This window comes from Sphingobium sp. (genome assembly GCF_036170395.1).
GTDB lineage: Bacteria > Pseudomonadota > Alphaproteobacteria > Sphingomonadales > Sphingomonadaceae > Sphingobium.
In genome coordinates this window covers 1-25,111 of the sequence record NZ_JAVHPD010000076.1, presented here as the reverse complement: position 1 = coordinate 25,111, position 25,111 = coordinate 1, and the positions used below count along the sequence as shown (strand labels likewise).

General features: G+C 65.8%; 25 protein-coding genes and 1 tRNA gene. 7 read left to right on the top strand and 19 right to left on the bottom strand.

The genetic code is table 11. The annotated features are described in order from the left end of the window. Window positions 1-222: 222 nt before the first annotated feature. Window positions 223-897 carry a phosphoribosylformylglycinamidine synthase subunit PurQ gene (gene purQ / locus V2B31_RS18835; protein WP_328281547.1) on the bottom strand — a complete coding sequence of 225 codons (675 nt, stop codon included), beginning with the start codon at window positions 895-897 and terminating at the stop codon, window positions 223-225. A gap of 4 nt (window positions 898-901) precedes the next feature. Then, a complete protein-coding gene (gene purS / locus V2B31_RS18830; RefSeq protein WP_328281545.1) occupies window positions 902-1,135 on the bottom strand; it encodes a phosphoribosylformylglycinamidine synthase subunit PurS in 234 nt (77 codons plus the stop codon). Between the two features lie 160 nt (window positions 1,136-1,295). Between purS and V2B31_RS18825 the strand changes: the two genes are divergently transcribed. Further along, the gene (locus tag V2B31_RS18825) at window positions 1,296-1,445 is read left to right on the top strand and encodes a hypothetical protein (protein ID WP_328281543.1); all 150 of its coding nucleotides are present in this window, start codon (window positions 1,296-1,298) and stop codon (window positions 1,443-1,445) included. A gap of 4 nt (window positions 1,446-1,449) precedes the next feature. Here the strand turns inward: V2B31_RS18825 and V2B31_RS18820 are convergent, their stop codons facing one another. From V2B31_RS18820 to V2B31_RS18795, 6 genes are all read right to left on the bottom strand, one after another. Beyond that, window positions 1,450-2,670 carry a dihydroorotase gene (locus V2B31_RS18820; RefSeq protein ID WP_328281541.1) on the bottom strand — a complete coding sequence of 407 codons (1,221 nt, stop codon included), beginning with the start codon at window positions 2,668-2,670 and terminating at the stop codon, window positions 1,450-1,452. A gap of 148 nt (window positions 2,671-2,818) precedes the next feature. Next, window positions 2,819-3,814: an aspartate carbamoyltransferase catalytic subunit gene (locus V2B31_RS18815; RefSeq protein WP_328281539.1), complete on the bottom strand. Its 996-nt coding sequence runs from the start codon at window positions 3,812-3,814 to the stop codon at window positions 2,819-2,821. A 245-nt stretch (window positions 3,815-4,059) separates the two neighbouring features. Beyond that, window positions 4,060-4,569 carry a DUF7716 domain-containing protein gene (locus tag V2B31_RS18810; RefSeq protein WP_328281537.1) on the bottom strand — a complete coding sequence of 170 codons (510 nt, stop codon included), beginning with the start codon at window positions 4,567-4,569 and terminating at the stop codon, window positions 4,060-4,062. Beyond that, window positions 4,560-6,182 carry a phytoene desaturase family protein gene (locus V2B31_RS18805; RefSeq protein WP_328281535.1) on the bottom strand — a complete coding sequence of 541 codons (1,623 nt, stop codon included), beginning with the start codon at window positions 6,180-6,182 and terminating at the stop codon, window positions 4,560-4,562. Before V2B31_RS18805 ends, V2B31_RS18810 begins: the two co-directional genes overlap by 10 nt. Then, on the bottom strand, window positions 6,179-7,468 hold the full coding sequence (locus V2B31_RS18800) for an aromatic ring-hydroxylating oxygenase subunit alpha (protein ID WP_328281534.1): 1,290 nt from the start codon (window positions 7,466-7,468) through the stop codon (window positions 6,179-6,181). Before V2B31_RS18800 ends, V2B31_RS18805 begins: the two co-directional genes overlap by 4 nt. A gap of 60 nt (window positions 7,469-7,528) precedes the next feature. Beyond that, complete coding sequence (locus V2B31_RS18795; RefSeq protein ID WP_328281532.1) at window positions 7,529-8,518, bottom strand: bile acid:sodium symporter family protein; 990 nt, start codon at window positions 8,516-8,518, stop codon at window positions 7,529-7,531. Between the two features lie 100 nt (window positions 8,519-8,618). Here V2B31_RS18795 and V2B31_RS18790 point away from each other — a divergent pair, with 100 nt between their 5' ends. Beyond that, complete coding sequence (locus V2B31_RS18790) at window positions 8,619-9,377, top strand: enoyl-CoA hydratase-related protein (protein WP_328281530.1); 759 nt, start codon at window positions 8,619-8,621, stop codon at window positions 9,375-9,377. Between the two features lie 39 nt (window positions 9,378-9,416). Here the strand turns inward: V2B31_RS18790 and V2B31_RS18785 are convergent, their stop codons facing one another. Both V2B31_RS18785 and V2B31_RS18780 read right to left on the bottom strand, forming a co-directional pair. Beyond that, a complete protein-coding gene (locus V2B31_RS18785; RefSeq protein ID WP_328281528.1) occupies window positions 9,417-9,731 on the bottom strand; it encodes a hypothetical protein in 315 nt (104 codons plus the stop codon). Between the two features lie 100 nt (window positions 9,732-9,831). Further along, a complete protein-coding gene (locus tag V2B31_RS18780) occupies window positions 9,832-10,332 on the bottom strand; it encodes a MarR family winged helix-turn-helix transcriptional regulator (protein WP_328281526.1) in 501 nt (166 codons plus the stop codon). Window positions 10,333-10,460: 128 nt separating this feature from the next. Here V2B31_RS18780 and V2B31_RS18775 point away from each other — a divergent pair. Continuing rightward, a tRNA-Gln gene (locus V2B31_RS18775) sits at window positions 10,461-10,535 on the top strand. Between the two features lie 15 nt (window positions 10,536-10,550). Here the strand turns inward: V2B31_RS18775 and V2B31_RS18770 are convergent. The 3 genes from V2B31_RS18770 to V2B31_RS18760 form a co-directional block, all read right to left on the bottom strand. Then, window positions 10,551-12,002, bottom strand: coding sequence for a GH1 family beta-glucosidase (locus tag V2B31_RS18770; protein WP_328281524.1), 1,452 nt, complete (start codon window positions 12,000-12,002; stop codon window positions 10,551-10,553). An 11-nt stretch (window positions 12,003-12,013) separates the two neighbouring features. Beyond that, entirely contained in the window at window positions 12,014-14,332 is a 2,319-nt protein-coding gene (locus tag V2B31_RS18765; protein ID WP_328281522.1) for a glycoside hydrolase family 31 protein, read from the bottom strand. A gap of 77 nt (window positions 14,333-14,409) precedes the next feature. After that, entirely contained in the window at window positions 14,410-15,375 is a 966-nt protein-coding gene (locus V2B31_RS18760) for an alpha/beta hydrolase (protein WP_328281521.1), read from the bottom strand. Window positions 15,376-15,500: 125 nt separating this feature from the next. Between V2B31_RS18760 and V2B31_RS18755 the strand changes: the two genes are divergently transcribed. After that, window positions 15,501-17,114: a DUF5597 domain-containing protein gene (locus tag V2B31_RS18755; protein ID WP_328281519.1), complete on the top strand. Its 1,614-nt coding sequence runs from the start codon at window positions 15,501-15,503 to the stop codon at window positions 17,112-17,114. A gap of 3 nt (window positions 17,115-17,117) precedes the next feature. Here V2B31_RS18755 and V2B31_RS18750 read toward each other — a convergent pair whose 3' ends face one another. From V2B31_RS18750 to V2B31_RS18740, 3 genes are all read right to left on the bottom strand, one after another. After that, on the bottom strand, window positions 17,118-18,122 hold the full coding sequence (locus V2B31_RS18750; protein ID WP_328281518.1) for an SMP-30/gluconolactonase/LRE family protein: 1,005 nt from the start codon (window positions 18,120-18,122) through the stop codon (window positions 17,118-17,120). Continuing rightward, complete coding sequence (locus tag V2B31_RS18745) at window positions 18,119-19,219, bottom strand: Gfo/Idh/MocA family protein (RefSeq protein ID WP_328281516.1); 1,101 nt, start codon at window positions 19,217-19,219, stop codon at window positions 18,119-18,121. Before V2B31_RS18745 ends, V2B31_RS18750 begins: the two co-directional genes overlap by 4 nt. 81 nt (window positions 19,220-19,300) lie before the next feature. Further along, window positions 19,301-19,564 carry a helix-turn-helix domain-containing protein gene (locus tag V2B31_RS18740; RefSeq protein ID WP_328281514.1) on the bottom strand — a complete coding sequence of 88 codons (264 nt, stop codon included), beginning with the start codon at window positions 19,562-19,564 and terminating at the stop codon, window positions 19,301-19,303. Window positions 19,565-19,861: 297 nt separating this feature from the next. Between V2B31_RS18740 and V2B31_RS18735 the strand changes: the two genes are divergently transcribed. Then, entirely contained in the window at window positions 19,862-21,208 is a 1,347-nt protein-coding gene (locus V2B31_RS18735) for a GntT/GntP/DsdX family permease (RefSeq protein WP_328281512.1), read from the top strand. A 10-nt stretch (window positions 21,209-21,218) separates the two neighbouring features. Then, window positions 21,219-21,896: a FadR/GntR family transcriptional regulator gene (locus V2B31_RS18730; RefSeq protein WP_328281510.1), complete on the top strand. Its 678-nt coding sequence runs from the start codon at window positions 21,219-21,221 to the stop codon at window positions 21,894-21,896. A 79-nt stretch (window positions 21,897-21,975) separates the two neighbouring features. Here V2B31_RS18730 and V2B31_RS18725 read toward each other — a convergent pair whose 3' ends face one another. Genes V2B31_RS18725 through V2B31_RS18715 form a run of 3 tightly spaced genes read right to left on the bottom strand, consistent with a single transcriptional unit; the run spans window position 21,976 to window position 24,066 of the window. Next, window positions 21,976-22,845, bottom strand: coding sequence for a MipA/OmpV family protein (locus V2B31_RS18725; RefSeq protein WP_328281508.1), 870 nt, complete (start codon window positions 22,843-22,845; stop codon window positions 21,976-21,978). A gap of 43 nt (window positions 22,846-22,888) precedes the next feature. Next, window positions 22,889-23,581 carry a DUF4386 family protein gene (locus V2B31_RS18720; RefSeq protein ID WP_328281506.1) on the bottom strand — a complete coding sequence of 231 codons (693 nt, stop codon included), beginning with the start codon at window positions 23,579-23,581 and terminating at the stop codon, window positions 22,889-22,891. Further along, complete coding sequence (locus tag V2B31_RS18715; RefSeq protein WP_328281504.1) at window positions 23,578-24,066, bottom strand: cupin domain-containing protein; 489 nt, start codon at window positions 24,064-24,066, stop codon at window positions 23,578-23,580. The genes V2B31_RS18720 and V2B31_RS18715 overlap by 4 nt, the downstream gene beginning before the upstream one ends. Before the next feature lie 196 nt (window positions 24,067-24,262). Here V2B31_RS18715 and V2B31_RS18710 point away from each other — a divergent pair, with 196 nt between their 5' ends. Further along, entirely contained in the window at window positions 24,263-24,889 is a 627-nt protein-coding gene (locus V2B31_RS18710) for a TetR/AcrR family transcriptional regulator (protein WP_328281502.1), read from the top strand. Window positions 24,890-25,111: the final 222 nt, after the last annotated feature.

The window sequence follows — 25,111 nt, the reverse complement described above, 5'->3', positions numbered from 1 at the left end:
TAGCCGACTGTCGGCAATTGAGTGATTGTTGCCCGTTGTTTTTTCTTCGCGCAGCGGCAGCTATTGCAGGTCATCTCTCCAAAAACAGTCTGTCCGCTCGCCACCCATCTCCGTCATGCCAGCGCAGGCTGGCATCTCCTTCATCCGCGCGACCGCTAAAGAAAAGCGGGATCCCGGCCTGCGCCGGGATGACGAAACGAGGCAACACCCTCGCGCACCCCCTCAAGCCCGCGTCATCAGCCCCTCGACCAGCCCCTCGAACAACCGCTTGCCATCTGTCCGCCCATGCGCCGGTTCGATCACGCGTTCGGGATGGGGCATCATGCCGAGCACATTGCCGGCCTCGTTCAAAATCCCCGCGATGTTCCGCGCCGATCCGTTGACGCTTTCCGCATAGCGCAGCGCCACCCGGCCTTCGCCCTCCAGCCGGTCGAGCGTCGCGTCGTCGGCGAAATAATTGCCGTCATGATGCGCGACCGGATAGGTCACGGCCTCGCCCGCCGCGTAACGGCTGGTGAAGGCGCTCTGCGCATTATCCACCGTCAACGCCACGTCGCGGCATACGAAATGCCCGCCCGCGTTTCGAAGCAGCGCGCCGGGCAGCAGCCCGCTTTCGGTCAGCACCTGGAACCCGTTGCACACGCCGAGCACGAACGCGCCGCGCTCAGCCGCCTTCGCCACCGCCTGCATCACCGGCGATCGCGCCGCCATCGCCCCCGACCGCAGATAGTCGCCATAGGAAAAGCCGCCCGGCACGCCGATCAGGTCGATGTCGGCGGGCAATTCGGTATCGCGGTGCCAGATCATGGCCGGCTTCGCGCCGGTCGCGGCCGCGAACGCCACCGCCAGGTCGCGGTCGCAATTGCTGCCGGGAAAGACGATGACGGCGCTCTTCATCGCCTCAGCCCGCCTTCTCGATGCGGTAATTCTCGATCACCGTGTTCGCCAGCAGCTTGCGGCACATCGCGTCCAGATCCGCGTCGCTGGTGTCGTCGGCCACGTCCAGTTCGATGAGCTTGCCCGCGCGCACGTCATTCACCCCGGCAAAGCCCAGCCCTTCGAGCGCATGGTGGATCGCCTTGCCCTGCGGGTCGAGCACGCCGCCCTTCAGGGTCACGAAAATGCGGGCTTTCATGGGACGCTCGGCTCCTTGGACATGGGCGTCGCCCGCGCGTCCACGCGGCGACCGGCTTTGCCGCACCCCCTAGGCGCGGCACGGCACGGAGGCAAGCCATTATCCTTTCGTTAGGAACCCCTGTTCTATCGTCAAGACGGGGAATTGGGGGCGTGAAACGATGAGCGGACTGGCGCTTGCGATGTTTGTCGGGCTGTTCGCCTGGGGGCAGCAGATCGTCGGTTACGACGATCCGCACGGCAAGGTGCAGCTGGCGCTGCTCGCCACCTTCAGCTTCGGCCTGCTCGTGGGCTACCGCGCCCAGCGTTGACCGCCTAAAGAAACGCGCCGCCCTTCATCACCCGCCGCACCCGGCCCTGCACCGGCAGCCGATCGAACGGCGTATTGCCCGCCGCCGCCATCTTGGCGCGGTCGACGATCCAGGGCGCGTCGGGATCGATGAAGATCAGGTCCGCCGCGCTTGCTGCCGCGAAATGCCCCGCGTCCACGCCCAATATCTGCGCCGGATTGGCCGCGAGCAGGGTCATCAGCCGCCCCATCGACACATGCCCCTCCCGCACCAGGTTGAGCGAGAGCGCCAGCAGCGTCTCCGCCCCCGCCATCCCCGGCGCGGCGTCGGCGAAGGGCAGGCGCTTGTCCTCCGGCCCGCGCGGATCGTGGCTGGAGGTGATGACGTCCACCGTCCCGTCCGCGACTGCGGCCAGGCTCGCCAGCCTATCATCCTCATGCCGCAGCGGCGGGGAGAGGCGGGCGAAGGTACGGAAATCGGTCACGGCCTGGTCGTTCAGGAACAGATAGGCGGGGCTGATCCCGCAGGTCACCTTCAGCCCTTCCGCCTTCGCCGCGCGGATGAGGTCAAAGCCGGCCCGCGTCGTCACCAGCCGGAAATGGATCGCCGCGCCCGTCTGCCGCGCGAGCATCAGGTCGCGGGCGATCGCCATGGCTTCGGCGCAGGCCGGCGCGTGGGGCAGACCGAGGCGGGTCGCCGTCTCGCCGCTGGTCGCCACCGCCTTCGCTGTCAGCCCGCCATCCTCGGCATGGGCAATGACGGTCAGCCCAAGTCCGCTGGCGTAGGAGAGCACGCGCAGCATCACGCCCGAGTCGGCGATCCACTGCCGCCCGGTGCCGACCGCCTTCGCGCCCGCCTGCCGCATGAGGCCGATCTCGGCCAGTTCCACGCCGGCAAGGCCCCGCGTCGCCGCCGCGATCGGATGCACCCAGAAATCGGGCTTCCCCGCGCGCGTCGCCTGCCGGATCAGGCCCACATCGTCCAGAGGCGCGCGCTGGTCGGGCATCAGCGCCGCGCGCGTGATCCCGCCGAAGTGGAAGGCCGGCTTGTCGGTGGCGAAGACGCCCAGGTCGATCAAGCCTGGCGCGACCACCAGCCCCTTGGCGTCGATCCGCTCGGCGTCCGCCGGGACGTCCACTTCGCCCGAAGCGACGATCCGGTCGCCCTCGATCAGCACCGCGCCAGGGGCAGGGGAGTCCCCCGCCGGATCGGCGAGCAGGCCGTTGACGATGGCGATCCGGCTCATGCCCCCGCGCTCCCAGTTCCACCAACGTCATCCCCGCGAAGGCGGGTTGGCCGGAGGCACGCGACTCCGGCCAACATCTCCCAACCGCGCATCCGGCGATAGGGCGGGAGATAGATTCCCGCCTGCGCGGGAATGACGAAAATAACGCTCACGCCCATCCCTCCACGCCCCGCGCCCCGCGCGTCAGCACGTCCAGGCACGCCATCCGCACCGCCACCCCCATCGCCACCTGCTCGGTGATCGCCGACCGCTCGGGATGGTCCGCCACCGAACTGCTGATCTCCACCCCCCGGTTCATCGGCCCCGGATGCATCACCAGCGCGTCGGGTTTGGCCAGCGCCAGCCGCTCCGGCGTCAGCCCGTACAGCGCATGATATTCCCGCGCCGAGGGGATGAACGCCCCGTCCATCCGCTCATTCTGGAGGCGCAGCATCATCACCACGTCCGCGCCGTCCAGCCCTTCGTCCATGTCGGTGAAGGGCGCCGCCCCCAGCATCTCGACCTCGGGCGGCAGCAGCGTCGGCGGCGCGACCGCGCGCACCTGCGCCCCCAGCGCGGCGAGGCACAGCATGTTGGATCGCGCGACCCGGCTATGCAGCACATCGCCGCAGATCGCGACCACCAGCCCCTCGAACCCGCCCTTGCGCCGGCGGATGGTCAGCGCGTCGAGCAAAGCCTGCGTGGGATGCTGGTGCCACCCGTCGCCGCCATTCAGCACCGGGCAGTCCACCTTGTCCGCGATCAGCGCCACCGCGCCCGAACTCGCATGGCGGATCACGATCACGTCTGCGGCCATCGCGTTCAGCGTCATCGCCGTGTCGATCAGCGTTTCGCCCTTCTTCACGCTGGATGTCGCCGCCGCCATGTTGACCACGTCCGCGCCCAGCCGCTTCCCTGCAATCTCGAACGACAGCAAGGTCCGCGTGCTATTCTCGAAAAAGGCGTTGATCTGCGTCATTCCCGCCAGCCGGTCGTCATGCTTGCGCGCGCGCCCCTGGTTCGCCTGCGCCCAATGCTCGGCCTCATCCAGCAGAAAGCGGATTTCCCAGGGTTTCAGGTCCGCGATCGACAGCAGATGCCGATGCGGAAACAACGCCCGCCCGGTGAGGTCAGGGGACGCATCGGGGATGGCGAAATCGGGCATGAGCCGGGTCTTTAGGGGAGGGGGGCGGGGAGGGCAAGCGGGTCGGCGTTAGTCGCGTCTGTTCGCTTCGTCTCGATTGAAACGCCAGTTTTTGGGCGAAGGCCGACGCATGGCGCTAATACGGCGCAATGCCTCTTCTCGAAAGCGTTCCTTCTCAGCCTGGGACATACGCGAAATCTGCCTGATCAGAAAATGCAGGTCATCCGCATCGTACTACATTGATCGCGCGTTTCTCGCCGCCACTCTCATTCAAAGGGGCAAGGCCGCCGATTTACGCTTTCAAAATGATGCTTCTTGCAAAAGGCGCTCATTGCAACGGCGTCCCGTTCACAACCTTCTCTACGACAGCGACTTCCAGGTATTTCATCACCCAACTGATCGTAAAACTTTCGATCCAAGCCGAGCCTCCATTCGTCCAGCGGTGGCGGGTCAGGGGCATCTGCACTTGGTAGGAAAGCATCAAATTTTTCGTAATATAAGAATGCCCTAACGTATAAATCTTCACTGGGGGTGAGATTGATATGTTTGACCCCGATACAAATATCCTCGACCGTTGTTGTGTCGAGACCTCTTTCGAAGCCCATTCGAGCCGCCAGATCGTCGATATCGTCGTCATCCGGACAGCTATCGTCTGGAATGAAAAGGCATTCCGATGATGCGACAACCTCCCCAGCGGGGAGGAAAATCCAACCATCGGGCAAAACCTTCTCTTCGGCAGACATCATCAATGCAATCAATGGCTTCGTCACAAGCATTTTGGATACCTTCCGCGCCATTTCCCGAACAAAGCCCCGTCCTTCAGCACCGCCCGCGCCGCATTATGCCCCGGCGCGCCGGTCACGCCACCGCCCGGATGCGTCCCAGCGCCGCACATATACAGCCCCTTCACCGGCCCGCGATAGGCGCCATGGCCCAGCACCGGGCGCGCAGCCCACATCTGGTCCAATGTCAGATTACCGTGCATGATGTCGCCGCCGACCAGCCCGAACTTGCGCTCCAGGTCGAGCGGCGAATGGATCTGCCGCGCTATCACGCTCTTCGCGAACCCCGGCGCATGGGCTTCCACCGTCGCGATGATTGCGTCCGCCGCCGCCTCGCGTTCCTCGTCCCAGCTCCGCCCGTCGGGCAGCTCCGGCGCGAATTGCTGGCAGAAGAGGCTGGCGACATGACAGCCTTCGGGCGCCAGGCCGTCGTCGATCGTGGACGGGATCAGCATCTCGACGATCGGCGCTTTCGACCAGCCAAAGCGCTTCGCATCCATGAAGGCGCGGTCCATATAATCGAGCGTCGGCGCGAGGATGATCCCGGACTGATGATGCTCGCCCACCCCCGGCAGGCAGGTGAAATCGGGCAGGGCGGACAGCGCCACATTCATGCGAAACGTGCCCGATCCCGCCTTGAAGCCCTTGATCCGCTTGACGAAGTCGGCGGGCAGGTCGGCCGGGTCCATCATCCGTTCGTAGAGCAGCTTCGGCCCCACATTGGCGATCACCGTGCGGCCCATCACGTCTTCGCCATTCTCCAGCGCCACCCCCACGGCACGCGCGCCGTCCACCAGCACCCGCGCGACCGGCGCGTCGAGGCTGATCTCCACGCCCATCGCGGTCACCACCTTCGCCATGATCTGCGTGATCGCGCCCATGCCGCCGACGCAATGGCCCCACGCGCCTTTCTTGCCGTTCACTTCGCCGAACACATGGTGCAGCAGCACATAGGCGCTGCCCGGCGTATCGGGCGACGCATAATTGCCCACCACCGCGTCGAAGCCGAACGCCGCCTTGACCGCTGCGCTCTCGAACCAGCCGTCGAGGAAGGATCGCGCCGATTTGGTGAACAGGTCCAGCACGTCGCGTTGCTGCTCCAGGCTCAAAGCCGCGACGCGCCGCCCCTGCTTCAGCGCGTCGATCACCATGCTCATGCCGTCGCCGACATTGGGCGGCGACTTCAGCACCAGATCGCGGAGCACGTCCGCCACCACCTCCAGCGCGTCATAATAAGACGGCAGCGCCTCGGCATCCTTCGCGCTGAACTTCGCGAACTCCGCCTGCGTCCGCGCGAGCCCGCCGCCCAGTTTCAGATAGCCGCCATCCTCTGTGGGAAGGAAATTGCTGATCGGCCGCTCGATCACGCGATAGCCATGATCGGCCAGTCTCATGTCGCGGATCACCTTGGGATTGAGCAGGCTGACCGTGTAGCTCGCGGTCGAGTTGCGGAAGCCGGGATGGAACTCCTCCGTCACCGCCGCTCCGCCCACGACCTCCCGCCGCTCCAGGATGCGCACCTTATACCCCGCCCGCGCGAGGTAGAAGGCGCAGACCAGGCCATTATGCCCACCCCCGATGATGACGGCGTCGTAGGATTTGGTCATGCTGGGCTCCCTCTAGAAAGCCCCTCCCCTTCAGGGGAGGGGTTGGGGGTGGGGGCTATCGTCTCGGCGCTGCGTTCAAGGCGATCCCCCACCCCAACCCCTCCCCTGAAGGGGAGGGGCTTATATGTGGCGCTCCACCCCACCCCCGGCGCTTCCCGCAACCGCGCCTCCGGTATCAACCCCCGCACCCGCGCGCAGAAATGCCGCAGCGCCACCTCCTGCTCGCTGAGCGGCCCCACCGTGAAACTCCGCGAGGCCATCCCCGCCTGCACCCGGCTCACCAGCGCCGTATCCTCGGCATTGACCTGCCGGTTGATCCGCCAGTTGAGGTAGCGCGCTGCCTTCATCTCGCGGCGCGCATCGGGCAGGGCATAGCTGATCTCGCGGATCAGCGTCCGGGTCGGCGACACCGGCAGCCAGGCCATGAAATCCACCTGATCGGGATAGATGTCGAAGGCGAAATTCGGCCACAGCTTGAAATAGGTCCAAAGCCGCTGCCGCTCGGCCGGCAGATACGGCACGGCGGGCAGAAAATGCTGGTAGGCGCGTTCGGACAGGTTGGCCGAGGGCCGGTCGAGGATCGGCCCCCACATCTTGTCGACATGCGCCGATGCCTCGACGCCATAGCCGTCGCCCATCAGCCGCTTGAGCCCCGGATGCGCGACCGCGATATGCAGCCCGTCCGAATAATTGTCGCCGATATTCTTCCAGTTGACCGCACGCGGCCGCAACGTTACCCGCCCCAGCGCCCGCAGTTCGGGGAAGCGATAGGGCGCGATCTCCGCCTCATAGGGGGCCATCATCTGCGCGACCGATGGCCCGCCATCCTCCTCCAGCCGCACGAACAGGAAGCCCTGCCAGCTTTCGACCGCTACCTGCGCCAGCCCATGCGCCGCCATGTCGAACTCCGCGCCATAGCTCGCCTTCATCGGCACGCCGGTCAGCCGCCCGTCGGCCGCATAGGTCCAACCATGATAGGGGCAGACCAGCTTCTTCGCGCAGCCGTTCGCGCCATCCACGATCCGCGCCCCGCGATGGCGGCAGACATTGGTGAAGCCGCGCGCCATCCCATCCTCGCCCCGGATCACGAGAATATTTTCACCAATAAAATCAAAGGTCTGATAGTCGCCGGGGCTGGCTATGTCGCTCTCATGGCAGACGATCTGCCAGGCGGGGCGGAAGATGCGCTCCACCTCCGCCGCGAAGAAATCGGGATCGCCATAGGTCCAGGCCGGCAGGCTCCAGCCCGCATCGGGATCATGCCCCTGTTTCTGCCCCAAACTCATCGACCGCCCCCAGCCTCACCATGTTTTACGAACGTATAACAAGCACCCGCAAATGTCGAATCAGCTGTCCCACTCGCTGTTCGCTTTAGCCTCTGCTTGAGCCTCATAGCGGCGCGCCAGCAGGGCGCAGGCCATCAGCTGGACCTGGTGAAACAGCATGACGGGAAGCAGGATCGGCCCGACCACGCTCGCCGGAAACAGCACCCCCGCGATCGGCACGCCGGACGCCAAACTCTTCTTCGACCCGCAAAATTGCAGCACGATCGCATCTTCGCGCGAAAGCCCCATCGCGCGGCCCAGCCCCCATGTGAACAGCAGGACCACCGCCAGCAGCGCCACGCACAATCCCGCCAGCACCGCCAGTTCCGCTGCCGAAACCTTGGCCCACAGCCCCTCCACCACAGCGGCGGAAAAGGCGGCATAGACGACCAGCAGGATCGACCCCCGGTCGACTCGCCCGACCGCCGCCTTGTGCCGCTCGACAAAGCCGCCGATCCAGGGCCGCATCAGATGCCCGACGATGAAGGGCAGCAGCAGTTGCAGCACGATCCCCTCGGCCGCGCTCAGCGAGACGAGGCCGCCATTCCCACCCCGCTGCATCAGCAGCGCGACCAGCAAAGGCGTCGCGACGATACCCAGCAGGTTGGAGAAGGACGCGCTCACCACCGCCGCGGCCACATTGCCCCGCGCGATTGCGGTGAAGGCGATGGAGGACTGCACGGTCGAGGGCAGCAATGTCAGGAACAGCAGCCCGGTCCGCATGTCCGCCGGCACCATCCCGCTATGCGCCAGCGCCAGCCCGAGAATCGGGAACAGGATGAAGCTCGTCCCCAGCGTCGCCAGATGCAGCCGCCACGCCGCCGCCCCGCCCAGAATGGCGGCGCGCGACAATTTGGCGCCATGCAGGAAAAAAAGCAGCACGATCCCGGCATCCGCCGCGCTGTCCGCGACGCGCGCGCCAACCCCGCGCGCAGGCAGCAGCGACGCTAGGGCGACGGTCAGGATCAGCAGCAGCAGGAACGGGTCCAGCGCCTGGCGCAGGCGGCGCATTCTTGTCTCCGAAGGGCAATCAGCAAAAATGGGGGGATAGACGCGAGGCGCAGGCTGCGCCAACAACTTCGCCTTGGACCCGCGCAAGGAGAGGCAAGGCGTGACCGACCATATCATCGTCCAGGATCAGGATGGGGTGATCGAGATCCATCTCGACCGCCCGGACAAGAAGAATGCGCTGACCGCCGCCATGTATCGCGGCATGATCGCCGCACTGGCGGACGCCGCCGCACGCCCCGACATCGGCGCGGTGCTGATCGCCGGGCGCGGCGACGCCTTCTGCGCGGGCAATGACCTCAAGGACTTCATGGCGGGGCCGGAGGGCGGGGCGGCTGCGTTCGATTTCATCTGCACCATCGCCGCCTTCGACAAGCCGATCGTCGCTGCGGTGCAGGGGCTTGCCGTGGGCGTCGGCACGACCATGCTGTTCCACTGCGACCTCATCTACGCCGTGCCCGACGCGCGCTTCGTCATGCCCTTCGTCAATTTGGGGATTGTGCCGGAGGCCGGCTCCAGCCTGCTCGCGCCCGCCATGATGGGGCATCCCAAGGCAGCGGCGATGCTGCTCCTGGGGGAACCCATGGATGCCGAGAGCGCCGACCGCGCGGGCCTTGTCACCGGCATCGTCCCCGCCGACGCGCTGCTCGGCCATGCCCGCGCCAAGGCCGCCGCGCTGGTCGCCAGGCCGCCCCAGGCGCTCGCCGCGACCCGCCGCCTGATGCGCGGCGATCGTGCAGTGCTCGACGCCCGCATCGAGGAGGAGGCGCGCCTCTTCCGCGCCACCATGGCCTCGGCCGAAGCGCAGGAAGCCTTCGCCGCCTTTTTCGAGAAGCGCCCGCCCGTGTTCAAGCGCGGCTAAAGGGGGGAGGCGAGCGCGCCGTGACAGCGCGCTCGTCGGTCACTCAGTTTTGAGGTCGCGTCCCGCATTTTCGAGCGCTTCGCCGGCATCCCGCTTCGCTTCGGCCCCTTCGCGCTTGGCGTCGGCGGTCGCTTCGTCGGCGGCCGCGCCGACCTTAGCCGCGCCATTGTCGATCGCCTCGCCGGCTTCGTCCAGACCGTTGTCGATCTTCTCGCCAGCGGTATCGACCGCCTGGCTCACATCGTTGCCGATCGACGCGCCGGCATTTTCGACGCTGTCCTGCGTCTTTTCCGAACAGGCCGACAGGCCGGTCGCGGCCAGCAGGGCAGCGGCGGCGATAAGGGGTGTACGCATGATGGCTCCTCTTTGCATATGATGGAGCCTCTTAAGCGCAGAAAGCGGGAGAAGGTTTCGCAGGCTTAACTTTATCCCGCCGCACGCCGTCAGACTATCGTCATCCGCCGTGCAGGCCGAACACCATCGACCGGTCGGCTTCAGGGATCAACCCCTCCAGCACCCGCCAGAAGCCCGTCACCGATCCCTGTCCCGCCAGCGTATAGGCCGCCGCCATCTTCTCGCGCAGCGCCCGGAACAGCTCGGCTTCCAGCGCCTTGCCTTGCGGGCTGAGGCGCAGCAGCTTCTGCCGCCGGTCGCTCGTCCCCGTCCGCGTCTCGATATAGCCGCGCTCGACCAGATCGCCGAGCACCCGCCCCAGCGACTGTTTGGTGATGGCGAGAAGCCGCAGCAATTCCTTGACGGTAAGGTCGGGCTGGCGCGAGATGAAATAGAGCGCGCGATGATGCGCCCGCCCCAAGCCCTGCGCCGCCAGCCCCTCGTCAATCGAGCGGGTGAGCGCGGAATAGCCGAAATAGAGCATCTCGATGCCGCGCCTGATCTCGTCCTCGCGCAGGAAGAGGGGGGAGGCAGGAGCGATCTGGGCGTTGGAAACCGACATGAAGCTGGATGATCCGGCGGGGGATGATGCGCCCCATATTGCCGTCATCAAACTATCATGACTAGGCTTTCCTTTCGCTTGTGAAGCGCTATAGAGCGGTCCGCGCCGGCGCACCCCGCCGGCCCTGCTGGGGCGTAGCCAAGCGGTAAGGCAGCGGTTTTTGGTACCGCCATGCGGAGGTTCGAATCCTCCCGCCCCAGCCAGTTTTCTCCCATCCGTCACACCAGCCGGTTGGTCCGCACCAGTTCGCGATACCAGTCGGCGCTCAGCTTGGGCGTGCGCTTCTGCGTCTTGAAGTCGACATGATGGATGCCGAACAGCTTGGTATAGCCATCCTCCCACTCGAAATTGTCCATCAAACTCCAGACGAAATAGCCCTTGATCGGCAGTCCCTCGCGCGCCGCGCGCTGGAGGTGGGTCATGTAATTGCGCAGATACATGACCCGGTCGGTGTCATAAACCTTGCCGTCGGCGCTCAGCTTGTCGTCGGCCGAGCAGCCATTTTCCGAGATGTAGAGCGCCTTGGGCTTCCACATCTCGCTGATCGACCGCAGCCCCCAATAGATCACCTCAGGCGTCACATAGAGCCATTTGGAGGGCATGCGCGGCGCTTCACCGGTCATCGGCAGGATGGCGTAGCCTGAGGGGCTGGCCGGATCGGCCCGCACCATCTTGCCGGTGTAGACGTTGATCGACAGGAAATCGAGCGGCGCGCCGATTAGCGTCATGTCGCCATCCTTGACCACCGGCGCGTCCTTGCCCTGCGCGGTCAGATAGGTGTCGAGATAGCGGCCCTCCATGATCGCGGTCAGGAACATGGCGTTGCTCTCGCGCATCGCCGTCTTCGCCGCCTCGATATGCTCGGGCGTTTCGATTGCGGGCACGTAGATGGACGGGTTTTCGGCTAGACCGACCTGCGCCCCGGCCTTGGCATTGGCGCGGATCGCCTGCACGCCCAGGCCATGGGCCAGCACGCCATGATGGCGCACCTGGTTCGCCTCTTTCTCCGGCAGCTTCAGGCCCGGGGCTTTGCCGCCGGTCAGATAGCCCAGATCGGTGAAGCAGAGCAGCTCGTTGACCGTCATGAAATGCCGCACCCGGTCGTTCAGGCGGCCGGCCATATAGGCGGCATAGTCGCCGAACGCATAAGTGGTGTCGCGATTCTGCCAGCCGCCCGGCAGCGCGGCGGGCAAGTCCCAATGAAACATCGTGACATGCGGCGCGATGCCCGCCTCCAGCAGTCCATCGACGAGACGGTTATAATAATCGACGCCCTTGGGATTGGGCTTGCCGCGCCCTTCGGGGAAGATGCGCGACCAGGCGATCGAGAAGCGATAGGCCTTGACCCCCAGGGCTTTCAGCAGCGCGATATCCTCAGGGTAGCGATGGTAGCTGTCGCAGGCGACATCGCCGGTATCGCCGTTCGCCACCTTGCCGGGGGTATGGGAAAAGACGTCCCAGTTGCTCGGACCGCGCCCATCCTCCTTCGCCGCGCCCTCGATCTGGTAGGCGGCGGTCGCGCAGCCCCAGAGGAAGCCGGGCGGGAAGGCCAGGGAGTCCGGCGCGGAACCGGACGCCGATGGCTGCGCCTGCGCGCCAGTGCCGATCGCCGATCCCAGCGCGGCTGCGCCAAGGCCGAGGCCCAGTTCGCGGCGGTTGATCCCGGTCATGTCCTTCTCCTTCATTGTCCGACGATCCGGACGAGGCCGCTCAGCGCCTGCCCGGTCGGCAGCTTGGCCTTGGTAGTCAGTTGGCGCGTCCTGTCGTCCCAGACCAGGTCGGCTTTCATCCCGCCCTTGCGATAGGCGTTGGTTGTGCCGTCATCATCATAGAGGGTAAAGCGCGCGTCCGCCCCCGGATAGACCCGGATGCTCTCCAGGGGCTGCTTCTCCGCCGTGCTTTTGACCGGCGCGCCCATCGGCACGATCGACCCCGCCTTCACGAACAGCGGCATCCGGTTGATCGGCGCGTCGACCTCGACCGTCTGCCCGCCTTCGAGCCGCTGGTTAGTCCAATAGTCATACCAGGCGGTCCCGGCGGGCAGATAGACCGCGCGCTTCGTCTGCCCCTGCTCGGTCACAGGCGCGACTAGGAAGGCGGGGCCGAACATATATTGGTCGCCGATCGTCGCGACCTTCGGGTCGTTGGGAAAGTCCATGAACAAGGCGCGCATAAACGGCGCGCCGCTTTCGTAGGTCTGCCGCCCGATGGCGTAGAGATAGGGCATCAGCGCGTAGCGCAGCCGCAGCCACTCGGCGAGGATCGGCTCGGCCGCCGCGCCATAATCCCAGAGCGCCGTGCCCGGCCGCTGGCCGTGGATGCGCAGCGTGGGCGTGAAGATGCTATATTGGAACCAGCGCACGAACAGTTCGGGATAATCGGGATAGTCCGCGCCCATCGCGGTCGCGCCCGCCGGATCGACCAGCACCGGCCGCTCCGCCTTCGGCCCCTTGGGCCATTGCCAGCCGCCGATATCGCTGCCCCAATAGGCAAGGCCCGAAGCGGTGAAGTTGAGCCCGGTCGGCACCTGCCGCTTCAATGCGTCCCAGGTCGCATGGACATCCGACGACCAGAACAGGCTCTCGGTGCGCTGCGACCCCAGATAGGCGGCGCGCGAAAGGATCATGTTGCGGAAGTCGGGCCGGTCGCGCGCCGATCCGTCCGCCACGCCCGACGTATGCACCAGCGGGAAAAGATTATGATAGCGGTCGCCCGACCCGCGCGCATACCAGTAACCGTCGGGGATCAGGTCCGGCTCGGTCTCGTCCAGCCACAGCCAGTCAAACCCCTGGCTCAGGATATTGTCGCGCACCGTGCCCCAGAACCATTGCCGGGCATCGGGGTTGGTGCTGTCGAGCAGCGCGCCCGCACGGTCATAGCGCATCGGCAGCCCGTCGATCGGGTTGCCCTCCTTGTCGTGCAGCAGAAAACCCTTGGTCGCCAGCATGTCGAAATAGCGGGACTCCCGCTCGAAGCGCGGCCACACGCTGATGATCGAGCGCATCCCGATGGATTTGAGCGTATCGTTCATGCCCTTGGGATCGGGGAAATAGGTGCGGTCGATGTCGATCTGCCCCATCCGGGTCCAGTAGAACCAGTCGAGCACCATGATGTCGAGCGGCAGGTTCCGCTGGCGATAGCCGTTGGCGATGCCGAGCAGTTCCTGCTGGCTTTCGTAGCGGGCCTTGCTCTGGATGAGGCCGAAGCCCGCCTTGGGCGGCAGCGGCGTCTCGCCGGTGAGCTTCGCGTAGCCGGCGTAAAGCTCGTCCGTGGTCTTGCCGGTGATGACGAAGAAGGAGACGCGCTCGCCCACCTGGCTCTGCCAGCGGGTGGTCGAATGGAGGCCGGGCCAGACCAAAGTGCGCGCCGGATTGTCCCAGACGATGCCGTAACCCTTGTTCGTGACCATGAAGGGAACACAGACCGTCTCGCCAGCCGGCGCGTCATAATGATGCTGGCAGTCGATCTGCCGCCCTTTGAGGTCGAGCGCGCCCTCCTGATTCTGGCCCAAGCCATAATAATGTTCGTCGGCGGGGGAGTCGAAGGTCGCGCCGACCTTGAAGGTTTTTTCGCCGTTGACGGTGACGGGAGCCATCTCCCAGCCGGTCATCCTCGTCAGCAATGCGCCGCCCGCGTCGCGGACGGACAGGCTAACGGGGGGAAGGGCGGCGGCGAAATAGCGCTCCATCTGGCTGGGCGCCTTGGGCCAGGGCTTGGCATCCACCGTCAGCGTCAGCGCGGAGGAGGCGAATATGTCGCCGCTCGCGTCGCTCCGGTGCGTCCAACCGGCGGCGTCGGCTTTCGCGATCGGCCCGTCGCCCGGCGGCGCTTCCGCCAGCGCCTTGTCGAGAGCGATGGTGACGCGGACGATATTGGGCGCATAGGGTTCGATCGCGACCCGGCTGCCATGCCGGTCTAGCAGGGCCATCGGCTCGGCGAAGGCGGGGCTGGTCCATGCGACGCCGGCTAGCGCCGCCGCCATGATCGTCCATCTCGCCATATGATCTTCTCCTGCCCAACGCGCACGGCGATCTTGCCGGTCACGGTCGCAAGCGCCAGTGCGCCTAAAGTCGTAGATCAGGCGCGAATGACCCCATGGCTGGCGGCGAAGCTGGCGAAGAGATCGGGCCAGACCGCGCCCTGTCGGCCCTTGGCCAGCTTGACGCCGAAGCCATGGCCGCCATCCTGGAACATATGCAGCGCGACCGGCCGCTTGGCCGCCTCCATCGCCTGAAACAGGGCGATGGCGTTGGCGGGCGGGACCAGCGTGTCGTCGGTCGCGTGGAAGATAAAGATCGGCGCGGTTTGCGCGTCGACCCGGCGCTCGACCGAATAGGCGCGGCGCGTCGCTTCGGGCGAACCCTTACCCAGCAGATTGTCGCGGGATCCGCCATGGGTGAAGGGCGCCTCCAGCGACACGACGGGGTACCCGAGGCCCGCGATATCGGGGCGCGCGGCTTCACGGTCGCTTGCATCGACGGGATCGTAGACCGCCTCCGCATGGCGCGTCGCCAACGATCCGGCAAGATGCCCGCCGGCCGAAAAGCCAAGCACGCCGACCCGCTTCGCGTCTATGTTGAACGCTGACGCTCGCGCCCGGATCAGCCGCATCGCCCGCTGCGCGTCCTGAAGGGGCACGTCCTGCCGCCGGTTCCAGCCTTCGGCGGGCAGGCGATAGAGCAGGATGAAGGCGGTGACGCCGCGTGCGTTCAGCCACGCCGCCTGGCTCGTCCCCTCATTGTCGTAGGACAGGAAGCCATAGCCGCCGCCGGGGATGACCAGCATCGCCGCGCCGTTCGGGCGGGCAGGGCGGCGCACGATCAGGACGGGCCGGTCGATCCCGCGAACCCAGCGATCGGGATGGGCCGGGTCTTCCTTGCGCGCCTCGATCGAGCGGACGATCTTCGCGCCGGTCATGCCGGGCGGAGGCCCCGGCCACAGATCGACGATCTCGTCGCTCGCCACGGTCTGCGCGCCTGCGACGGCAGGCAGAGCCGCCAGCCCTGCGCCGATCAAAGCGGTACGACGATCGATGCTGTTCACTGCCCATCCTCCCTCAAACCCCGTCGATGCGGCATTGGCGCTCGCCTACGACCCCAGACGGCTTTCCAGACAAATGTAGGAGTATTAAGCAGGAGGCAAGCCCGATCCCTATCGAAAGGCCGCCCATGCGTTTTCGCGCCTTCCTTCTCGCCGCATCGCTGATGGCCACGTCCCCGCTCGTGGCGCAGTCCGCCAGCGACATCCCGCATCTCGAAAAGAAGAATGGCCGCCATGCGCTTATCGTCGATGGCGCGCCGTTTCTGATGCTGGGCGGGCAAGTCAACAACAGCAGCAACTATGCCGCGCCGCTTGCTACCGCCTGGCCCATCCTCGACCGGATCGGCGCGAACACGGTGGAAGTCCCGGTCGCCTGGGAGCAGATCGAGCCGACGGAAGGCCGCTTCGACTTCAGCTTCGTCCAGACCCTGCTCGACGAGGCGCGGCGGCACCACAAGCGGGTGGTGCTGCTGTGGTTCGGGACGTGGAAGAACACCAACCTGACCTACACGCCGGAGTGGGTGAAGCTCGACAATCGCCGCTTCCCGCGCATGAAGAAGAAGGACGGCAGCAACCATGAGGTGCTCTCCGCCCATGGCGCGGCGACGCTGGAGGCGGACAAGCGCGCCTTCGTCCAGCTGATGACTTACCTGCGCGATCATGACGCGCAGAACACCGTCATCATGGTGCAGCCGGAGAATGAGACCGGCAGCTACCAGAATCCCCGCGACTATGGCGCGGCCGCGCAGAAGCTGTTCGACGGCCCAGTCCCGGCGGCGCTGACGAAGGCGCTGGGCAAGCCGGCGGGGACATGGGCGGCCCTATTCGGCGATCAGGCCGACCGCGCGTTCAACACCTGGCACACAGCGCGCTTTGTCGAGGCGCTCGCGGCAGCGGGCAAGGCGATCAAGCCGCTCCCCATGTATGTCAACGCCGCGCTCGCCGATCCTTTCACGACGCCCGATCCGGTAAAAATCTCCAGCGGCGGGCCGCAGGGCGACGTCATCCCGATCTGGAAGGCGGCAGCGCCCTCGATCGACATCGCCGCGCCCGACATCTACGACCGGGTAAGCCGCAACGTCGCCAAGCATCTCGACATCTATGCGCGGCCCGACAACGCGCTGATGGTGCCGGAAATCGGCAATGCTCGCGAATATGCGCGCTTCTTCTGGGCGTCGCTGGGGAAGGGGGCGATCGGCTTCTCACCCTTCGGCATGGACGACAGCGGCTATAACAACCATCCGCTCGGCGCGGTGCGGCTGGACGAGCCGACGCTGGAGGCGTTCGCATCCAAATATCGCATCGTCGCCGCCGCGCCCTGGGCGAAGATCGCCTTCGCGCATCCGACCTGGGGCGTCTCCCGCCCCGATGACGGCGCGCCGGTCAGCACCGCCATGGGCGACTGGACCATCACCGCCAGCTTCGGCCAATGGAATTTCGGCCGCGAAACCTGGTTCCCCGAAGCCGGCCGGCCCCCCTGGGCCAAGGAGCCGGTCGGCGGGCTCGTCGTCGCGCAACTCGCGCCCGACGAATTCCTCCTGACCGGCGACTATGCCCGCGCCGAATTTGCGCCCAGGCCCGGCAGCGCGCCCGGCGGCATGGTGGTGCGCGTGGAGGAGGGGCATTTCGCCGGCGCCCAATGGGTGGTCGACCGCATCTGGAACGGCGACCAAACCGACTATGGCCTCAATCTGGCGGACCGGCCGGTCTGGCTGAAGGTGGTGATGGGTCGCTACAAATAGGGGTCAGGCGAGCAGGGGCACCGCCGCCAGCCGGTCGGACGATGTCATGAACAGGGTTCTGCCCCCTTCGCCGATCGCGCAGTTGGCGACCGCCTTGCCGGTGCGGATGAGCCCAAGCAACGTGCCTTCCGCCGTGCAGACATGCACCCCGCCCGGTCCGGTCGCGAAGACATGCCCGTCGGCGCGGACCTTCACTCCGTCGGGCAGTCCCGGATCGCCGGCGGCGCGCCCCTTGCGCATATCGAGAAACACGCGCCGCCCGGTCGGCAGTCCCTTGTCGTCGAGGGTATAGGCCAACAGTTCGGGCCGATTTTCGTCCGACAGCGCCACATAGAGCGTCCGCCCGTCGGGCGAGACCGCGACGCCGTTCGGCCGCCGATGGCTGCGGTCCAGCACGGTGACGGCGCCATCCGGGGTCAGCCGGTAGAGGCCGCAGAAATCCAGCTCCCGCAGCGGCGAAGCGTCGGCATCCTTGAGGCCATAAGGCGGGTCGGTGAAATAGATTGCGCCGGACGGCGCGATGCACATGTCGTTGGGGCTGTTGAACCTTTTGCCCTCGAACCGGTCGGCCAGGATAGTGCGCTGCTTGGTGGCGAGATCGACGCGCACGATCGCGCGCGATCCGCTGTCCGCGCCGACGATGCTCCCGTCCGCCGCCACCGCAATGCCGTTGAGGCCCGGCTCGCGGATTTCCGGCGGCACCGGCGTTTGCAGGCCGGAGGGCGAGAGGAAGGGCGTGATGCCGTCCTTGCGAGCCCAGCGATACATGATGTTGGACGCGGGGTCGCTGAACAGCAGATAGTTGCCTTGCGGCACCCAGATCGGCCCTTCGGCCCAGCGATAGCCTTGACCAAGAAATTCGACGGTCGCGCCCGGCGGGACGATCCGATCAAACGCGGGATCGAGCCGGTCTATCCGGGGCGACGGGGCAGGGGAGGCGGCGCGAGCGGCGGCGTTCGCCAGCGGCAGCGCCGCCGCGCCTGCGATCAGCGTGCGACGGTCGATCATGCGCGGATCGCAACCGCGCGCCGCTCCGCCGCCGATCGATAGATCGCCTCGATCGCGCGCATGTCCGCCAGCCCCTCTTCGCCCGCCACGATCGGCGTGGTGTCGGCAAGGATGCATTCGGCCAGATGATCGAGCTGTCCCGCAAATTGCGTCTTGGGCGCGGCGGGCAGCACGCGCGGCGCAGTCACGCCATCCTTGCGGATCGACATGCTCTGCCCCTGATAGGGGGTGGCGGGCTCCATATCGATATAGCCCTGCGTGCCGATCACCCGATAGCCGTTGTGCGAACTGCTGTAGCTCGACACGCAGTTGGCGACGATGCCCGACGGGAAACGGAGCATGAAGGTGATGCGGTCCTCGACCGTCTTGAAGCGGGGATCGTTGCGATCGGTCGAATCGACCGCGCTGACCTCCACCGGCTCCTCCCCGGTCAGGTAACGCGCGGCGTTCAGGCTGTAGATGCCGATGTCCATCAGCGATCCGCCGCCCGACATCGGACGATCGAGCCGCCAGATGCCAGGCTGCGCGGGAAAGCCATGTTCGGCGGTGATGAGCCGGGTCGGCCCCACATGGCCGCTGCGCGCCAGATCGATGGCGAGGCGATTATACTGCTCGAAGCGCGAGCGGTAGCCGATCATCAGCTTCTTGCCCGCCTTCCTGGACGCGGCGATCATCGCCTGGCACTCCGCGACCGACACAGCCATCGGCTTTTCGCACATCACATGCTTGCCGGCCTGCGCGGCGCGGATGCTATATTCGGCGTGCATGCTGTTGGGCAGGATGATGTAGACCGCGTCGATATCCGGATTGTCGCGGATGCGATCGAAGTCGGCATAGCTGTAGCGGTGCGTCTTGGGGATATTATATTGCGCGCCATATTGATCGAGCTTGGCGGGCGTGCCGCTGACCAGCGCGACCAGCCGCGCCGTCTCGCAACCGGCGAAATTGGGCATGATCTGCCGCGTCGCATAGGAGCCCAGTCCCACGACGGCATAGCCGATCCTCCGCGTCGCGCCGAACGCCGCAGGCGCGCCGGCCCCCGCCAACGCCAGCCCGAGCCCAATGCCGCCGATCAATTCCCTGCGTGAATGCGCCATGCCTTCTGCCTCTCCGCCATCCGGCGACTTTCGCCGCCTGTTTCTGCCGAATCCTATAGGATATGGTATGGGCGTATCAGGTCAGGCGTGCTGCATCCAGCCGAAATGCCCGGCCGCGATGGCGACCTGGGTGCGGTTGCGGACGTTGAGCTTGCGCATCAGGGCGGTCATGTGGACCTTGACGGTCGCCTCGGCCATGCCGAGTTCATAGGCGATCTGCTTGTTGAGCAAGCCGGAATGGACGCAGCGCAGCACCTTCATCTGCGTTGGCGTGAGGTGCGGGGGCTCAGCCGGGCGGCGCGGCTGGTGATCGAGAATGCCATGCAGTTCGGTGGCGACGTGCATCTTACCTCTCCCTGTACTGGTCCCGTTCGCTGCGCCGACAACGGCGCGTCTGGATTCGTTAGCGCTAACGATACGAGAATCAGTCAGACAGGTTCAAGCGAAAATTCGTACATGATCGAATTCATCCTAGTTAAGCCGTGTTTTCCAGTATAAACCTGTCTAACAGATTTGGACGATCGCCACGCGAATCGGCGGCGCAGCAAGGCTATGGAAGGGAGAGGGGATGACGTTATCATATCGTCTGCGGGCTGACGCCAGGGGCGAGAACGCCCTCCCTCTGCGGAGCGAGAACCGGCGATGAACCCCGCCGACTACAGGCTGCTCTTCGCCGCCGTCACTGGCATCGCCCTGTCGATCCTGCTCATCATCCGTGGCCGGCTCCACCCCTTCGTCGGATTGCTGTGCGGCGCGTTCACCGTCGGCCTGATCGCCGGCCTGCCGATGGAGGAAACCGCCAAGGCGGTGGAGAAGGGCGCCGGCACGATCTTGGGCGGCACTGGCCTCGTCGTCGCGCTTGGCCTTGGCCTTGGCGCGATGCTGCAACTGTCGAACGGCGCGGGTGGCATCGCCAGTTCTGCGCTGCGCCTGTCGGGCGTGCGCGGCGCGCCCTGGGCCAGCCTGTTCACGGCGCTCCTCATCGGCCTGCCGCTCTTCTTTGAAACCGGGCTCGTACTGCTGCTCCCCATCGTCGCCTCCGCCGCTGCCGCGCTCCCCAATGGACAGAATGACGATACCGCCAAGCTCAAGCTGATGCTGCCCGCGCTCGCCGGCCTGTCGGTGGTTCATGCGCTGGTGCCGCCACATCCGGGACCGCTGCTGGCCGTCAATGCGCTCGGCGCGAACCTTGGCCTCACCTTGCTCTATGGCCTGCTGGTCGGCATCCCGACCGCGATCATCGCTGGGCCGCTGCTCGCCCGCTTCACGGCGCCGGGCGTGAAGCTCAATCCGCCTCTGTTGGACCCGGTGCAACTGGACGTGCCGACACCGTCGGTCGGCCGCGCGTTGACGGCGGTGCTGCTGCCGGTCGTTTTGATCGCTGCCGGTCAGGCGGTAGCGCTGATGCCGCCGCCAGTCGCCGCGCAGTTCGAGTGGCTCAAATGGATCAGCGATCCGGTTGTCGCGCTGCTGGTCGCGGTCTTGGTCGCGCTGCCGCTGCTGTTCGGCCGGCGCATCACCGACAGGGATGTGCAGGGCGCGATCTGGACGGAGGCGATGACTCCGGCGGGCGGCATCATCCTCGCCATCGGCGCAGGCGGCGCCTTGAAGCAGGTGCTGGTGACGGCCGGCCTGTCCGACATGCTGGTGCGCATCGCGCAGGGCGGCGCGATCTCGCCGATCCTGCTCGCCTGGGGCGTGTCGGTGTGCATCCGCCTCGCGACCGGGTCCGCCACGGTGGCGACGATCACCACGGCCGGCGTCATGGAGGGGCTGGTCGCCGCGTCCGGCGTCGCGCCCGAATGGATGGTGCTGGCGATCGGCGCGGGCTCGCTGTTCTTCAGCCATGTGAACGATCCGGGTTTCTGGCTGGTCAAAAGCTATCTCGGCACCGACATGGCGGGCACATTCAAGACATGGTCGATCATGGAAACGGTGGTCGCGGTCGTCGGCCTGCTGCTGGTTCTCCTCGCCAGCAGCATCCTGTAGGACCGCGCGCATGAGCCCGCCGCGCCTGTCCGATCACGCCTATGCGGCGATCGTCGATATCATCCAGTCGGAGGATCTGGAGGTCGGCGCGAGGCTGCCGTCCGAAGCTCGGCTTGCGGAGATGTTCGGCATGTCGCGCGCGATCGTGCGCGAGGCGCTGATGCGGCTGGCGTCCGACGGCATCACCGAAGCGCGGCGCGGCGCAGGCTCCTTCGTCAAGAGCCGCCCTTCGGACCGGCTCGCCGCCTTCGTCAACTCGGCCGAGTTGCCGACGACGCTCGGAAGCTATGAAGTCCGGTTCGTGCTGGAGGCGGAGGCCGCGCGCCTGGCCGCGACCCGCCGCACGCCGCAGGAAATGCTGCGGATCGAGGAAGGCATGGCGTTGCTGCGCGAGGCGCTGCTGTCGAGCGAGCCTGCCCATGCCGAAGACATGGAACTGCACCGCCGCATCGCCGACGCGACCGGCAATCCGGCTTTCCGCTTCGCCTTCGACGCGCTCAATCCCGACATTGAGAAGATCATGCGCGCGGGCGTCGATATCAGCCGGTCACGCCCGCCCGAAGTGATCGCGACGATGCTGCGCGAACATGACGTGATCGTCGATGCGATCCGCGCGCAAGACCCCGAAGGCGCGGCGCTGGCGATGCGCTGGCATTTGTGGGAGGGGCGGCGGCGGCTGATGCCGTGAACCGGCCGGCGCGCGGTCTCCTGCAAGCAGGCAACGCGCCGACCGGAACTGAGGGACGCCGTCACCCTGGTCCACCGCGTTAAAAGATGTGGGCGATACCGATGCCGCCGCTGATCTGGTCGGCACTCCCTTCGCGCGCGACGATCGGGCTGTCGGCGAAATTGCCCAAAAGGCGGCGATATCCAGCATAGCCCACTATGCTCCAGTTTTTGGCGATCCGGTAGCTGGCGGTCACGGACGCGCCGGCGTCTTTCAGTCCACCCTTGGCTGCATAGCCAGGCAGGCGTCTTGGCATGGGGGCGGCCGGCCTGACGCTGAAATAGGTCGCGGCATAATCGTCATCGGCGAAGCTGGCGCCCAGATCAAAGGCGATCGTCGTGCGCTCACCGACAGCCGCCATGTAGCTGGCGCCAGCGGTCAGGATGAAGCCATCGTGCACATCGCTGATGTCGTGGACGCCCTGAACAGCGAAACGGATGCTGTCTGTCTCTGCGATGGGCACTGAATAGGCGGCAAAGACGCCAACTTCATAGGCATCCTTGATTTCGCCAAGGCGGGCGGCCGCCGCGCTTTTGATCTTGCCGCTGCGGCCGAATGTCAGGTTAGCGATCGGACCGAACTCGATCCCGTCCGCAGCGACGATGTTGGCGCGCAGGCTGGCGCCTTCGACAGCCAGGTAGCGCTGGCCAAGCTGGATGCGGCCGTCGACATAGGGAATGATCCGATGGTCGTCGGCCCCTTCATAGCTCGGGACTGCCGCAATGCCGATGGCGGCACTGCCTCGAAGCCGGTCGGGGGCCGCGTCCTCCCCCGCTCGGGCGAGGCCAGGGACGAACCATAGCGGCATGATGGCGAAAATCAGGGTGGATTGAAAACGAGCAGTCTTGGTCATGATTTGGTCCTTGATTGATGTCCGACGGCATGGGGGCTCGCGCACGCCCGCCGTCATGGCTGCGCGGGTAGCGAATTGAGGGGAGGGTGAAGCTCGGCCGTCAGGCGCGACGGATCAGAGAGATGCCGGAGGCGATGAGCCAGAGTGTGAGGCCGAGAAAGCCGGCGATCGTTGCGAGCGAAAAGATGCCGCCATTCTGCTCCAGCGCCATGGCCAGGCCTTCCCCGGTGCCCAGGGTCAGCATTGCGGCAGTCGCAAATCCGGCCACTGCGGTCCGGCGATAACTGTCAGCGCGCTGAAGCAGAGCGACCTGCCCGACGAACAGGGCGGTGAGCAATTGACCGAGATGCTCGCCAACGGCGACGCCGCCATACGCATTGAGCATGTCGAACGCCTGGGCAGCAGCGGCTGCCGCTGCCGGATCACCCTTTGCCGCCTCATGGGCAAGGCGCGGCACGGCAAAAACCCACCGCAAAAGGCCGATCGCTTGGGTGACTCCCGCCAGCGCCCCTGCGATGGCGGCGCCGATTGCCAGAGCGGGTCGTGCCGCCAGCCGTTGGCGGGTGATCGCCATGCTGACCGCCAGCGGCAACAAAGCCAGGGCCGCAAGCGCGAACGCATACCAGCTCAGCAGGAGAGCAGCGCCGCCCGCTTCAAATCGGGCCAAAACATCGAGCGCGGACCGGCGCAGGATCGCCGGATAGTCGAAGATCACCGCCAGCACGGCATACGGAATGTTGAACCAGACAGCGAGCGTGATGGCGGCATAGCCGGTCCAAGCCGACCGGCTCATGATCCGCGCACCATCAAGTCAAGCCGGCGTTCGTAGCGCGTCAGGCGCGCAACGCCGCGCAGCATGAAGGTCACCAGGCGCTGCACGATGTGCGGAACGCCAGCCAGCAAGAGGTTGCCGCGATCCAGGAGAAAGGCGAGCGCCCGAGGATCCCTCGGCATCCCCTTCGCGTTCACCATCCCCTCGTTCGCCAGCGCGTAGATGGTTCGCAGGAAGGTCTCGAGCCCCTCGCCGGGTGTCGCGGTGGTTACGAATACAACCTCGCCATCCGTCTCGTTGCGAAAGCCGTGCGGGGTCCCGGGGGCAATGCTGATCTCCTGACCTTCCGACAGGGTGATATTCCCCGCAGGTCCAAGATCGACCAGCAGCGATCCGCGCTCGACGACAAAGCTTTCGGTCATGTCATCGTGCACATGAAGCGGCGTGCCATCGCCATGTGGCGGCAACGTGCAGCGGAAAGCGAGCAAATCGCCGTCGCCCGACATGGGCGAGAGCAGGAAGGTGATCCGATCGCCGGTCACGCCATTCTTTATGGATGTAGGCAGGGTCATATGTTTGCGTCCTTGTCCCTTGGTGGTGACAAGTCAAATATCACCGTATGGTGACATCCGCAAGGGGGCATTGTCACCCATCGGTGATATTTATCTGGCGGGGCATGTGACGGGGCGCTAAGAGAGGGCGATGAAGGATTTGAGCACAACCGAGCGCGGCCGGGACCGGCCCAGGACGCAAGACGCCATAGTGGCCGCGGCAAAGAGGCTTTTGGCCGACCATGGCTTTGAGAAGTGGGGTGTGAACGCCATTGCGCGCAGCGCCGGATGCGATAAACAGCTAGTCTATCGCTATTTCGGAGGGCTCGACGGACTTGCCGAAGCGATCGGCAGGGATGTCGCGGCGGATCTCGAGTCAGCCTTGTCCGCTAAAGCAGTGCCAACCCCGGACAGCTATGCGGCTCTTGTCGCGTCGCTTCTGGATGCCTTTATCGATGTGCTGCGCGACAGCCTGTTGATGCAGCGGATAATCGCCTGGGAACTGTCTGCCGCCAATCCATTGACGCTAGGGTTTGCGAAGGCTCGCGGCGACGCCCTAGCGCGGTGGATTGGACGTATAAAGGGGGATCTGTCCCCCCCACCGGGGATCGACGCGCCGGCGTTCAACGCCATCCTGATTGCCGCCATTCAACATCTGACATTGTCAGCCACCGCCTCGGCCGGATTTGCGGGCATTTCGCTTCAATCCGAGGCCGAATGGCAGCGGGTCAGGGCGGCCATTCGTCATCTCGTTTCGACAGTTTTCAAGTCTGCCTGAAAGGCCCAGTTCGACCCTTATCATCCACGCTATGCCCCGCCATATCTCTGCGGTTGGCTGACGGCTACTAACAGGATTTCCTAAGTGAAACGGCGTCATTACGGATACCGTATTGGTGGATGTCAATCGGCGTCCAAACGGGACCCCCGATCGGCGCGCAAAAGGGCCCCCCTCTCAGGGATGGCACGACGGTCGAGGAACGCTCCTTGCGCTGCGCGCGGC